Origin of the sequence: Mesorhizobium sp. LMG17149, from assembly GCF_024518695.1 — a bacterium.
In the GTDB taxonomy this organism is placed as follows: Bacteria; Pseudomonadota; Alphaproteobacteria; order Rhizobiales; family Rhizobiaceae; genus Mesorhizobium.
In genome coordinates this window covers 597,133-609,961 of the sequence record NZ_JANIFL010000001.1, presented here as the reverse complement: position 1 = coordinate 609,961, position 12,829 = coordinate 597,133, and the positions used below count along the sequence as shown (strand labels likewise).

The following is a 12,829-nucleotide window of genomic DNA, read 5'->3' as shown; positions in this document are numbered from 1 at the left end:
CATGTCGCTCGACCAGCCATCCCTGCGCGCACCCGAAAGACAACTCCAGCCGGCGCCGGAAGACCGGCTTGCCGCGCTGGAACGGGTCTGGCGGCGTTTTGCCGACGCCGAGGCGCTGCTCAAGCGCGGCGGCCGCGTCATCGAAGTCACGCCCACGCACTACAAGGTGCACGGCCTTTCCGGTTTCGCCAGGCTGGGCGACATCGTCGAGCAGCGCGGCGATGCTGGTGCGCGGCGCGGCGAGATCGTCAAGATCGGCCGCGACGAGGCCGTCGTGGCACCCTTCGAACGCAGCGCCGATTCCGGCATCGGTGATGCCGTTTTCCGCCGAGGTCCGCTCGTGGTGGCGCCGCATGCCTCGTGGCGCGGCCGCACCATCGACGCACTCACCAGGACGATCGATGGCGGCCCGCCGCTCGCCCGGGGAGACGACACATCGCGCGGCGCCCAGACGACGCCGGGAGCCATGGCGCGGCAACGCGTCGGCACTGCCTTCATGACCGGCGTCAAGATCATCGACATCTTCACGCCGCTCTGCTTCGGCCAGCGCCTCGGCATCTTTGCCGGCTCCGGCGTCGGCAAGTCGACGCTGCTCGCCATGCTCGCCGGCGCCGACGCATTCGATACCGTCGTGGTGGCGCTCATCGGCGAACGCGGCCGCGAAGTCCGTGAATTCCTCGAGGACACGATCGGCGACAGCATGGCCAAGACCGTCGCCGTCGTCGCCACCAGCGACGAAAGCGCCATGATGCGCCGGCGTGCGCCGGACACCGCCATGCGCGTCGCCGAGCATTTTCGCGACCAGGGGCATCGCGTTTTGCTGGTGCTGGATTCGATCACCCGCTTCGCCCACGCCCTGCGTGAGGTGGCGACGGGGACCGGCGAGCCGCCGGTCGCGCGCGGTTATCCGGCCTCGGTGTTCACCGAACTGCCCAAGCTGCTCGAACGCGCCGGGCCGGGCGGGGAAGGCAAAGGATCCATCACCGCCATCATTTCCGTGCTGGTCGACGGCGACGATCACAACGATCCGGTCGCCGATTCCGTGCGCGGCATCCTCGACGGCCATGTCGTGCTCGACCGCACGATCGCCGAACAGGGTCGCTATCCCCCCGTCAACCCGCTGTCGTCCATATCGCGGTTGGCCGGAAAGGCCTGGAGCGTAGAACAGCGCGCGCTGGTGACAAGGCTGAAGTCGATGATCTCGCGCTTCGAGGACACGCGCGATATCCGGTTGCTTGGGGCCTATCAGGGGGGCGCCGATGCCGAACTGGACATCGCCGTGCGCCAGGTGCCGCTGATCTATGAGGCGCTGACGCAAGCGCCGAAGGATCGCCCGTCGACCGACCCGTTCTCCGATCTCGCCCGCCACCTCAAGAGCAAGCTGAACGCCGATGCCGGAGACTGAACGCGAATATACCGAGCGCATCCTGCGCGACATGATCGCCGAGGCCAACGCCGTGGAGCAAGCCGAGGCTGACGAAGCGAGAACCGCCAAGGCAAAGGCCGCCCGTGACATCGCAGCCAAAGCCGAGGCCGTTCTGGCCAGAGCCGTCAAGCCAATCCTGCCACGAGCTGGCAAAGCCGATCCTGATCTGGCCAGGCCCGTCGAACCCGCTCTGCCCCGGGCTCCCCAGGCGGTGGCTGCCGAGATGACGCAGGCCAGCCGCGACTCGCTGATCGACGGGCTGTTCCCGCGCACCGAATGGCCGCAGCCGCCAAAGGCACCGTTTCCCCGACTGAAGAAGAAGTCCGACCGACGCAGCGATTTCGTCATAGCCGCGCTCGGCATCACGCTCGGCCTGATCTGCGCCCTGTTTCCCTGGTACATCTTCTTCAACCAGGACCAGTTTGGCGTCCAGGCGATGAAGTTCGGCGGCACCGGCTCCAATTCCGGGCGAGCGGGCGGCGGCGTGGTCGCGCAACGCAGCGCGCCGCTGACGGCAAAGGATATTCCCGCGGCCAATCTCGATCTTCTTGCCACGGGGACGGTGCGGGACGACGCCAATCCCGCAGCCGCACCCGACGAGCAACCGTTTCCGGCCGACGCGGCGAAATTCCGCATGGTTCATGTCGCTAACGGCCGTGCCATGATCCAGGACGACGCTGGCCTCTGGATCGTCCAGCGCGGCTCGATACTGCCTGACTCCAGTCAGGTGTCCTCCATCGAGCAGCGCAACGGCAAATGGGTCATGGTCACCAGTGCCGACCGGGTGATCGAACTCTCCAGATAAACGATCTCCGGCTCCCGCCATCCGCAAGGCCCGCGCAAGACTGGCGGCCTAGTCTCTGGGTACCTGCTCGGAGATTCCCATGGAGCCCGTTTCCCTTTTCGACCTCGCCGCCAAGCAAGCGCAATGGCTGGCCGTGCGCCAGTCGGCAGTCGCCGGCAACATCGCCAATGCCAACACGCCAGGCTATACGGCAAACGATGTCGAGCCATTCGAAAAGGTGCTCGACCGCGCTGCCGTATCGCTGCAGGCGACCCAGGCCGGCCATCTCGGCAACGCAGCGACCAATGCCGGCTTCACCATCAAGCCGCAGGAGAATGACGGCGTCGTCATGCCGTCCAAGAACTCGGTCGTTCTGGAAGACCAGTTGCTGAAAGCCGGCGAGGTGCGCCGCTCCTTCGAGCTCAACACAGCGATCGTCAAGGCGTTTCATACGATGATGATGATGGCGGTGAAGAGCTGACCATGGACGCACTGACCGCAGCCCTCAAAGTCGCAGCATCCGGCCTCGGCGCCCAGTCGGAGCGCCTGCGCGTGGTTTCCGAAAACCTCGCCAACGCCCAGTAGACCGGCACCGCGCCCGGCTCCGATCCTTATCGCCGCAAGACCATCAGCTTCGTCTCTGAGCTTGACCGGGCCTCCGGCAGTTCAACGGTTGCAGTGAACTCGATCGATCGAGATCCCAGTGACTTTCCAGTCGAGTTCCAGCCCGGCAACGAGGCCGCCGACGAGAAGGGCTACGTCAAGATGCCCAACGTCAACGTGCTGATCGAAATGGCCGACATGACCGAGGCCAATCGCTCCTACGAGGCCAACCTTCAGGTGGTCAAGCAGGCCCGCGACCTGATTTCCATGACCATCGACCTGATGAGGAACCAGTAATGATCAGCGGTATCGGAGCGCTTCAGTTCAAGCCGTCGATCGGCGGCGACGACGCGGCCACAAGCCTGCTCCAGGGCGGCGCGACACCCTCGGCCGGCGGCAATGTCGGCACCTCCTTTGCCGAGGCGCTGAGCCAGGCAGCCTCCAAGACCGTGAACACGCTGCAGAATGCCGAGCAGGTATCGTTGCAGGCGCTCAAGGGCGACGCCGACACCCGTCAGGTGGTCGACGCCGTGATGAGCGCGCAGCAGGCGCTTCAGACCGCCGTCGCCATACGCGACAAGGTGGTTTCCGCCTATCTCGAAGTCAGCCGAATGGGCATCTGAGGAATTCCGCCATGAAAGCACTCGCCATCGCCGCCACCGGCATGAATGCCCAGCAGACAAATCTGGAAGTCATCGCCAACAACATCGCCAACATCAACACCACCGGCTACAAGCGCGCCCGCGCCGAATTCTCCGACCTGCTCTATCAGGTCGACCGCACGCAAGGCGTGCCCAACCGCTCCAACGCCTCGCTGGTGCCGGAGGGCGTCTCGATCGGCCTCGGCGTCAAGACGACGGCCGTGCGCAACGTGCACACCCAGGGCGAACTGACCAGCACCGGCAACAGTTTCGACCTGGCGCTGACCGGCAGGGGCTGGTTTCAGATCGAGGGTGCCGACGGCGGCACGCTCTACAGCCGCGCCGGAGCTTTCAACACCAACGCCACCGGCCAACTCGTGACGGTCGACGGCGCTGCCGTCATTCCGGCAATCAATGTTCCCGTGGATGCCGTCGAGGTCATCGTCAACAAGACCGGCCAGGTCTTCGCCCGCATCGACGGCCAGACCGACCTGCAGAACCTCGGTCAGCTTCAGATCGCCAATTTCGCCAACGAGGCCGGCCTGGCGCCGCTCGGCGACAATCTGTTCCAGGAAACCACGGCTTCGGGGCCGGCGAATGTCGGCGTGCCTGGCGATCCCGGCTTTGCCACCATCCAGCAGGGCTATCTCGAAGCCTCCAACGTCGACCCGGTCAAGGAAATCACCGAGCTGATCTCGGCGCAGCGCGCTTATGAGATGAACTCCAAGGTCATCCAGGCCGCCGACGACATGGCCTCCGTGGTCTCCAAGAACATCAGGTAACGCATGATGTCGACGCCCGGCCTCCTGTCCGCATTCCGCCGCACCGCGCTCGTCCTTGCGCTGGTGACCGGCACGATGCCGGCTTTTGCCCAGGAGTCGACCAACCAATCGGCCACCCGGATCGCCAGCAATCAAGCTGGCGGCGAGGTGGTGCTTATTCCGAGCCGGGTAATCTATCCCGGCGAGACCATCAACCTGGCTGCCCTGAAACAGGTCACCCTTATCGTCGGCAAGCACAAGCCGGAGGCGGTCGCCACGCGAGCCGAAGAACTGGATGGCAAGGTCGCCAAGCGCACGCTGCTGCCCGGCCGCTACATTCCTTCCACCGCCATCCGCGAGGCCTGGCTGGTCGAACAGGGTGCTTCCGTGCAGATCTTCTTCATCGCCGGCGGGCTGACGATCTCGGCCACCGCCGTGACGCTGCAGCCGGGAGCTGCGGGCGACCTCGTCAAGGTTCGCAACATCGACAGCGGCAAAATCCTGTCCGGCACGGTGATGGCGGACGGAACCATCCAGGTCAGCGCTTCATGATGCGCGGGCTTACCCTGATACTGGCAGCCGTGCTTGGCCTGCAGCCGGCGCTGGCCGATGGCCTGACGTCGAAGGCCAAGCGCGAGCTCGCCGCCAAGAATGGCGGCGTCTACAGCGATCCCGAATATGATCCGGCCACCACCAGCCGCATGTTCCGGGTGTCGACGGGGCCAAGTTCGCTGCCGCCGGGCCAGGTCGCCGCGCGCATCAAGGACATCGCCCAGCTGCAGAGTTCGCGCGACAATCAGCTCGTCGGCTACGGCCTGGTCATCGGCCTTGCCGGATCGGGCGACAGCCTGCGCAACTCGCCATTCACCGAACAGTCGATCCGCGCGATGCTCGAAAATCTCGGCATCGCCACCGAAGGCGGCAGTGCGCGTGCCAAGAATGTCGCCGCCGTCATCGTCACCGCCAACATGCCGCCCTACGTGCAATCGGGCGCCCGCATCGACATCGACGTCTCCTCGATGGGCGACGCGACCTCGCTTTCCGGCGGCACGCTGATCATGACCCCGCTGAAGGCGGCGGACGGCGAGATCTATGCCGTCGGCCAGGGCTCGGTCATCGTGTCCGGCTTTACCGCCCAGGGACAGGCCGAGCAGCTGACGCAAGGCGTGCCGACCTCCGGCCGCGTGCCGAACGGCGCCATCGTCGAGCGTGCTGTCCAGGCCGAGTTCGACGATCAGGCGATCCTGACGCTGCAACTGCGCAATCCCGATTTCTCGACCGCTATCCGCATAGCGGACGCCATCAACGACTACACCGGCCAGCGCTTCGGCATGCGGGTGGCGGCCGAGCGCGATTCGCGCACCGTGCAGATCAGAAGGCCGAAGGGTGTCTCGGCGGCCCGCTTCTATGCCGAGATCGAGAATTTGGTGGTCGAATCCGACACGCCGGCCCGTGTCGTCATCGACGAGCGCACCGGCACCATCGTCATCGGCAATGATGTCAAGATCTCGCGGGTCGCCATCAGCCACGGCACGCTCACCGTACGCATCACCGAAGCGCCGCGCGTCGTCCAGCCCGAGCCCTTCTCCAAGGGCGAGACCGCCGTCGAACCGTTCACCGCCATCGACGCCAGCCGGCCCGACGCCCGCGTTGCCGTGCTTGACGGACCCGATCTCCAGACCCTCGTTTCCGGCCTCAACCGCCTCGGCGTCAAGCCGGATGGCATCATCGCCATCCTGCAGGGCATCAAGTCGGCCGGGGCTCTGCAGGCCGACCTGGTTCTGCAATAGGCGATGCCGATGACGCGCTCCTTCCCACGCCATGACGGCAGACACCGCAAAGCCGCGATCCTGCTCGCGACCGCTATTCTCGCGGCTCTGCCCTTTGCCGGCGACACCGCACGCGGCGAGGAGACGGTCCGTCAGGTCCTGCCGGGAGCACCGGTGGCAGCGGCGCCGCAGCAATTGACGCGGGAAAAGGCGCCGGACCAAAGCGAGATCGAGCGCTTCTGCTCAAACATCGCCGACGCCGCCCGCGACCGCCGCTATGTCCTGCAGGCGGAGGAACTGAAGCAGCTCCAGGCCGGCATTGACGAGCGCATGAAAGCTCTCGATGCAAAGAAAGCTGAATACGAGACCTGGCTGAAGCGACGCGAGGTTTTCCTGGCCCGGGCAGAGGACGGCGTCGTCCAGATCTACGCCGGCATGAAGCCCGACGCCGCCGCCGAGCGGCTGGCCATCGTCAATGCCGATCTGGCTGCGGCCATATTGATGAAGCTCGATTCACGCAAGGCGAGCGTCATCCTCAACGAAATGGACCAGAAGGCGGCGGCGACGCTCACCGGCATTATGGCCAGCGCAGCCCGAAGGGTAGATCCGTCATGATCCGGAAAATGCTTGTCCTGTGCGCGGTCACCGTGCTGTCGGGTTGCGGAACCAACCTCAAGGAGGTCGGCAGGGAGCCGGCTCTGTCCCCGGTCGGCTCCGGCATCGATGGCGGCAGTACCGGCTCCCTCTATCGCTACCCGCAAACGCCGCCCGCGCCGGTCAAGAAATTCTCGTTGTGGGACGACCGCCAGAGCCGGCTGTTCACCGACCCGCGGGCGCTGTCCCAGGGCGACATCCTGACGGTCAAGATCAAGATCAACGATCGGGCCAACTTCAAGAACCAGAACGACAGGAGCCGCACCGCCAATCGCAAGCTCGGTTACGACCTCAGCGCGCAGTGGGACAAGTGGAGCACCGCCGGCAAGGGCGCTGGGGCTCTCAGCTCCACCACGGACACGACTGCCGACGGCGAGATCAAGCGCTCGGAGACACTTGAGCTCAATGTCGCGGCGATCGTCACCGATGTGCTGCCCAACGGCAATCTGATGATCACCGGATCGCAGGAAGTGCGCGTCAACGCCGAGCTCAGGGTGCTGACGCTCGCCGGCATCGTGCGGCCGGCCGATATCGGCGCCGAAAACACCATCCCCTACGAACGTATCGCCGAGGCCCGCATCTCCTACGGCGGACGCGGTCGCATCACCGAGGTCCAGCAGCCTGCCTACGGCCAGCAGATTCTCGACCAGGTTCTTCCGTTCTAGGATCGGGGCAGGGCGCCGTGGCAAATATCGAACAGGTCCAACAGCGCAAGGGTCCCTCCCCTGCCATCCAGGCCGGCATGCTGCTGGTTGTGACGGCGGCCGCCATCGGCATGGGCTGGATGTCCGGCGGTTATCTCAAAGGCGTCGGCGCACCGGCGTCGGTACCGGTCGCGCCTGAGAACGAAGGCAAGATCATGCAGCCCACCGCGGCCGAGCAGCCAGGCCTGGGCCCGATGCTTGTCGTGCTGGCGCCGATCACCACCAACATCGCCTCGCCTGCCGATACCTGGATCAGAATGGAGGTGTCCGTCGTCTATGACGGGCCGCAGCCACAGGCAATGTCGGATGACATCCACCAGGATCTTCTGGCCCTGGTGCGCACCTTGAAGATGCATCAGATCGAGGGCGCCAGCGGCTACCAGCACCTGAAGGCCGATCTTGAGGAACGCGCCTCGATCCGCAGCCAGGGTCACGCCAAGCAGATTCTTATCAGGACATTGCTGCTCGAATGAGAAAGTTCCTTCTCGCCACGGCGATGATCGCGGCCGCAACGTCCGTCGCGACGGCGCAGCAACTCGATCTCGGCGGCATCGGCAAGGCCGACGGCACCACCGTAGGCTACATCATCCAGATGTTCGGCCTGCTGACCGTTCTGTCGGTGGCGCCAGGCCTGCTGATCATGGTGACCAGCTTCACCCGTTTCGTCATCGCCTTCTCGATCCTGCGCGCCGGAATCGGCCTGCAGTCGACACCGGCAAACCTCATCCTGATTTCGCTGTCGCTGTTCATGACCTTCTATGTCATGGCGCCGACCTTCGATCAGGCCTGGAACACCGGCGTCAAGCCGCTGATGGACAACCAGATCACCCAGACCGAAGCCTTCGACAAGATTTCGGACCCGTTCCGCACCTTCATGCTGCACAATGTGCGTGACAAGGATTTCGACCTCTTCGCCGACCTTGCCCGCGAGCGCGGACAGACCGTTTCGCGTGACACCGTCGACCTGCGCATCCTGGTGCCGGCCTTCATGATCTCGGAGATCCGGCGCGGTTTCGAGATCGGCTTCCTGATCGTGCTGCCATTCCTGGTCATCGACCTGATCGTCGCCACCATCACCATGGCGATGGGCATGATGATGCTGCCGCCGACAGTGGTGTCGCTGCCGTTCAAGATCCTGTTCTTCGTCCTGATCGACGGCTGGAACCTGCTTGTCGGCAGCCTGGTGCGCTCCTTCAACTGACCCTGCCGCGCCGGCTCGAAATCCCAGCAATATATTTTCGATTAACCGTCCGGTTTAGCCCTTTGGTAGGGACTTGCCCGCATATTCGCTCGCAGATGGCGGGTGATCGATTTTGAGAGATCATGGGCATGATGCCGCACCGTCATACCGGTAGAGCCGGTATGTAAAAAATACCTGTAAAATCAAGGTCCGAGTACCATGTCCAGCATCATGACGAACAGCGCCGCATTGACGGCCCTGCAGAGCCTCAACGCCACCAGCAAATCCCTCACCGACACCCAGGCCCGCATCTCGACCGGCTACAAGGTCTCGCAGGCTTCGGACAACGCCGCTTACTGGTCGATCGCCACCACGATGCGCTCCGACAACCAGGCAATGTCCACCGTTTCGGACGCTCTCGGCCTCGGCGCCTCTAAGGTCGACACAGCCTATACCGGCATGAGTAGCGCGATCGATACGATCAACCAGATCAAGACCAAGCTGGTCGCGTCCTACGGCCAGACGGACGCCTCCAAAGAAAAGACCCAGGTCGAAATCGCCGCCCTTCAGAACCAGTTGAGGGCCTACGCCGATGGCGCCACCTTCTCCGGCACCAACATGCTTTCGGTGTCCACTGCGACAGGCACCGCGGCCGACGTGAAGATTGTTTCGGCCTTCAACCGCGACGCGACCGGCGCGGCTTCGATCTCGACGATCGATGTCAATGTGGAAAGCATCAAGCTGTACGATGCCGGCGCGGCACCAACCGCCAAGGGTATTCTCGACACGGCCCGCCTCGGCACCACGGGCGCTGCTGTTGCCACGGCCTCGGCACCGACGTTGGGCGCTGCCGCAGCGGTTACCGACACCTATTCGGTTGCCTCGCTGACTATCTTCTCGGGTGGCACGGCCGCCAGCGATAGCCAGATCGCGCAGCAGATGAACGTCGTCGATGCCGCGCTCAAGGCCATGACCAACGCCGCCACCACGCTCGGCGCCGCCAAGAGCAGTATCGACCTGCAGAAGACCTTCACCTCGAACCTGATGGACTCCATCGATCGCGGTGTCGGCCAGCTCGTCGATGCCGACATGAACAAGGAATCGACCCGCCTCCAGGCCCTGCAGGTCCAGCAGCAGCTCGGCATCCAGGCGCTGTCGATCGCCAACGGTTCGTCGCAGTCGATCCTGTCGCTCTTCCGCGGCTAATCGCATCCGCCAACTTGCACTAAAATCGGGCCGCGCCAAAAGCGCGGCCCGATTTCGTTTGCTAGGACCGCGCGCAACGCTCTGTCGTTAACTCTCGAAAGGCCGCGTTTAACAGGCTGTTAACCATGTCCCGCTAATTATGGTTAACCAATAGCTTACAACGGTTGGCGAATCGGCCCTACTGGCACGATACCACGGTTGAAGCAGGCCTATCCGGCATGTCTGAGCATGCCGGCCTTTGAGAAGGAGCGACTTTCTTGGCGAGTATCATGACCAACGCCGCGGCGTTAACCGCGCTTCAAAGCCTCAGCGCCACCAACAAGTCACTCGAGCAGACACAGGCCCGCATATCGACGGGCTACCGTGTCTCGCAAGCTTCGGACAACGCGGCCTACTGGTCGATCGCCACCACGATGCGCTCCGACAACGCGGCCCTCTCGACCGTGCAGGATGCACTCGGCCTCGGCGCCTCGAAAGTCGACACCGCCTACACCGGCATGAACAATGTGCTGACAACGATCGGCCAGATCAAGACCAAGCTGCTTTCGACCGTCGGCCAGACGGACGCAGCCAAGGCAAAGACGCAGACCGAGATCAAAGCGCTTCAGGCGCAGATGAAGTCGTTCGCCGATGCGGCCACCTTTTCAGGCTCGAACTTCCTGGCGGTGACCTCAAAGCAGGTTGCGGCCGCCAATGACGGCGTCCAGCCCGACTCCCAGATCGTGTCCTCATTCAATCGTTCCTCATCCGGCGCCATCTCGATCGGGACGATCGATATCGATGTCGAGAGCACCAAGCTTTTCGACTACGGCCTCGCCGCCGAGGTCAAGAATTACGGAACCCTCGATCGCCAGACGTCCATCTATTCCACGGGCGCCGCCCAGACCCTGTACGACAACGCCTATGCGGGCGTGATCGCGGGCGGAGGAACGGACATCGCCGCGAACACCGCCGGCCAGACGGCGGCGGGAGCGGTCGCCAAGGTCGACAATATCTCCGCCTACAACCTCGATATCACGGCACCAGGCATTACCGACGACATCATCACGCAGATGGTGAACAGGATCGATAACGTCATGGCCCAGCTGACCGACTCCGCCACCATCCTCGGTTCCGCCAAGAGCAGCATTGACCTGCAGAAGACCTTCACCCAGAGTTTGATGGACTCCATCGACCGCGGCGTCGGCCAGCTTGTCGATGCCGACATGAACAAGGAATCGACCCGGCTCCAGGCACTGCAGGTTCAGCAGCAGCTCGGCGTTCAAGCGCTGTCGATCGCCAACAGCGCCTCGCAGTCGATCCTGTCTCTGTTCAAGAGCTGATCACGGGCGCCACCGGCGCCGTCCTTTCCATCAGATAATCGGGCCGCGCCGCCAGCGCGGCCCGATTTCATTTTCGCACAAGCTTCGAAGACTAGAGTTCCGGCGGACAATCATGCTGGGAGTCGTTGAACCGTGCCGGAACAGATCCAGAGCATCATCTCGAATCTCCGCGGGTTTGGCGTGAAGCGCCTCGCCATGCTGGCGGGCATCGCCGTTCTGGTGATGGGCGTCATCGGCATCGCCTCGGTCTATCTCAACCGCCCCGCCTATGACACGCTCTATGTGGGACTAGACCGCGCCGACGTGAACCAGATCGGCCTGGTGCTGGGCGAAGCCGGCATCGGCTTCGATGTCGGCGCCGATGGAACCTCGGTTCTGGTGCCGGCCGGCACCACCGCTCAGGCCCGCATGCTGCTTGCCGAAAAGGGTCTGCCGACCAGCGCCAATGCCGGCTACGAATTGTTCGACAATGTCGGCTCGCTCGGCCTCACCTCCTTCATGCAGCAGATCACCCGCGTGCGCGCGCTGGAAGGCGAGATCGCCCGCACCATCCAGTCCATATCGGGCATCAAGGCTGCGCGGGTCCACATCGTTATGTCCGAACGCGCCAATTTCCGCCGCGACGAGCAGCAGCCCTCGGCCTCCGTGGTCATCCGCTACGCCGGCATCGACGCCGAGAAGAGCGCCATGTCGATCCGCCATCTCGTCGCCGCCGCCGTTCCCGGCCTGTCGGCAGACAAGGTGACTGTTCTCGATTCCAGCGGCAATCTGCTGGCCGCCGGCGACGATCCTTCCAACACCAGCGCCGCCCGCACGCTCGGCGTCGAGCAGACCGTGGAGGCGCAGATCGGAGACAACATCCGCCGTGCGCTGACGGCCTATCTCGGCCCCGACAATTTCCGCGCCAGCGTCAAGGCCGAGGTCAACACCGACACCCGCCAGACGGAAGAGACCATCTTCGATCCGAATTCCCGCGTCGAACGCTCGGTGCAGTCGGTGCGGGCCAACGAGAACAACAACCAGAAGCAGGCTTCCACTCCGGCCAGCGTCGAGCAGAACCTGCCCGAGACCCAGGCAACCGCCACCGATGGTCCGCAATCCTCCTCGCAGAACGACCGCAGGGAAGAGATCACCAACTACGAGATCAATTCCAAGAAGATCGCCACGGTCTCAAACGGCTACACCGTCACCAAGATGTCGATTGCCGTGGTCGTCAATCAGCAACGGCTGACGGCCATCCTCGGCAAGGACGCCACGCCGGAGCAGATCGCCAAGCGCGTTGCCGAGATCCAGAAGATGGTCACGTCCGCTACCGGCCTTGACGAAAAGCGCGGCGACATCATCGACGTCTCGGCGGTCGAGTTCATCGACGGCCTGGATGGCGAGGCGATCCCGCAGGCGGGAATGCTCGATTCGATCGGCCAGCATGCCGGCACGATGATCAATGCCGGTGCCTTCATCGTCGTGGTGTTCCTGGTCGCCTTCTTCGGCCTGAGGCCGATGGCCGCGGCGCTGACGGCAAAGGCTACTCCGGCCCTGGCAGGTCCCAGCTTCGACGACGTCCAGCGCTCGCTGCCGACGCCGGAGGCAATGGCGGCCACCGACAGTGCCGCGATTGGGACCTTGCCAGGCACACGCCCAGGCCCCACGCCGCTCGACGATCTTCGCCAGAAGATCCGGCCGGCGCCGCAGGACAGGCTTGCCAGGATGGTCGATCTCAACGAGGAGCGCACCGCGCAGATCCTGCGCAAATGGGCCGCCCAGGAAGTGGCGGTGTAA

General features: G+C 64.1%; 14 protein-coding genes and 1 pseudogene. All 15 read left to right on the top strand.

Features of this window, described 5'->3' with window-relative positions:
• Position 1: 1 nt before the first annotated feature.
• The gene (gene fliI, locus NP945_RS02905; RefSeq protein WP_256745518.1) at positions 2–1,405 is read left to right on the top strand and encodes a flagellar protein export ATPase FliI; all 1,404 of its coding nucleotides are present in this window, start codon (positions 2–4) and stop codon (positions 1,403–1,405) included.
• Entirely contained in the window at positions 1,392–2,231 is an 840-nt protein-coding gene (locus NP945_RS02900) for a hypothetical protein (protein ID WP_127268378.1), read from the top strand. The genes fliI and NP945_RS02900 overlap by 14 nt, the downstream gene beginning before the upstream one ends.
• A 79-nt stretch (positions 2,232–2,310) precedes the next feature.
• Positions 2,311–2,691 (top strand): flagellar basal body rod protein FlgB, encoded by a 381-nt coding sequence (flgB, locus tag NP945_RS02895; RefSeq protein WP_027038255.1) that lies wholly within the window; start codon positions 2,311–2,313, stop codon positions 2,689–2,691.
• 2 nt (positions 2,692–2,693) lie between these two features.
• Positions 2,694–3,110 (top strand): annotated as a pseudogene (flgC, locus tag NP945_RS02890) (flagellar basal body rod protein FlgC).
• Entirely contained in the window at positions 3,110–3,436 is a 327-nt protein-coding gene (locus tag NP945_RS02885) for a flagellar hook-basal body complex protein FliE (RefSeq protein WP_127809424.1), read from the top strand. Before flgC ends, NP945_RS02885 begins: the two are co-directional and overlap by 1 nt.
• Positions 3,437–3,447: 11 nt before the next feature.
• Positions 3,448–4,236, top strand: coding sequence for a flagellar basal-body rod protein FlgG (flgG, locus tag NP945_RS02880; RefSeq protein ID WP_128289760.1), 789 nt, complete (start codon positions 3,448–3,450; stop codon positions 4,234–4,236).
• Between the two features lie 3 nt (positions 4,237–4,239).
• Positions 4,240–4,767 carry a flagellar basal body P-ring formation chaperone FlgA gene (gene flgA / locus NP945_RS02875; RefSeq protein ID WP_256745517.1) on the top strand — a complete coding sequence of 176 codons (528 nt, stop codon included), beginning with the start codon at positions 4,240–4,242 and terminating at the stop codon, positions 4,765–4,767.
• Entirely contained in the window at positions 4,764–6,005 is a 1,242-nt protein-coding gene (locus NP945_RS02870; RefSeq protein WP_256745516.1) for a flagellar basal body P-ring protein FlgI, read from the top strand. Before flgA ends, NP945_RS02870 begins: the two co-directional genes overlap by 4 nt.
• A gap of 9 nt (positions 6,006–6,014) precedes the next feature.
• Complete coding sequence (locus tag NP945_RS02865) at positions 6,015–6,599, top strand: MotE family protein (RefSeq protein WP_027038251.1); 585 nt, start codon at positions 6,015–6,017, stop codon at positions 6,597–6,599.
• Positions 6,596–7,303 carry a flagellar basal body L-ring protein FlgH gene (gene flgH, locus NP945_RS02860; RefSeq protein ID WP_127290408.1) on the top strand — a complete coding sequence of 236 codons (708 nt, stop codon included), beginning with the start codon at positions 6,596–6,598 and terminating at the stop codon, positions 7,301–7,303. The genes NP945_RS02865 and flgH overlap by 4 nt, the downstream gene beginning before the upstream one ends.
• Positions 7,304–7,320: 17 nt before the next feature.
• Positions 7,321–7,815 carry a flagellar basal body-associated FliL family protein gene (locus tag NP945_RS02855; protein ID WP_256745515.1) on the top strand — a complete coding sequence of 165 codons (495 nt, stop codon included), beginning with the start codon at positions 7,321–7,323 and terminating at the stop codon, positions 7,813–7,815.
• Positions 7,812–8,543, top strand: a complete 732-nt coding sequence (gene fliP, locus NP945_RS02850; RefSeq protein WP_127271437.1) for a flagellar type III secretion system pore protein FliP — start codon at positions 7,812–7,814, stop codon at positions 8,541–8,543. Before NP945_RS02855 ends, fliP begins: the two co-directional genes overlap by 4 nt.
• 198 nt (positions 8,544–8,741) lie before the next feature.
• The gene (locus NP945_RS02845; RefSeq protein ID WP_256745514.1) at positions 8,742–9,728 is read left to right on the top strand and encodes a flagellin; all 987 of its coding nucleotides are present in this window, start codon (positions 8,742–8,744) and stop codon (positions 9,726–9,728) included.
• 257 nt (positions 9,729–9,985) lie between these two features.
• Positions 9,986–11,050, top strand: coding sequence for a flagellin (locus NP945_RS02840; protein ID WP_256745513.1), 1,065 nt, complete (start codon positions 9,986–9,988; stop codon positions 11,048–11,050).
• A gap of 132 nt (positions 11,051–11,182) precedes the next feature.
• Positions 11,183–12,829 (top strand): flagellar basal-body MS-ring/collar protein FliF, encoded by a 1,647-nt coding sequence (gene fliF, locus NP945_RS02835; RefSeq protein WP_023810010.1) that lies wholly within the window; start codon positions 11,183–11,185, stop codon positions 12,827–12,829.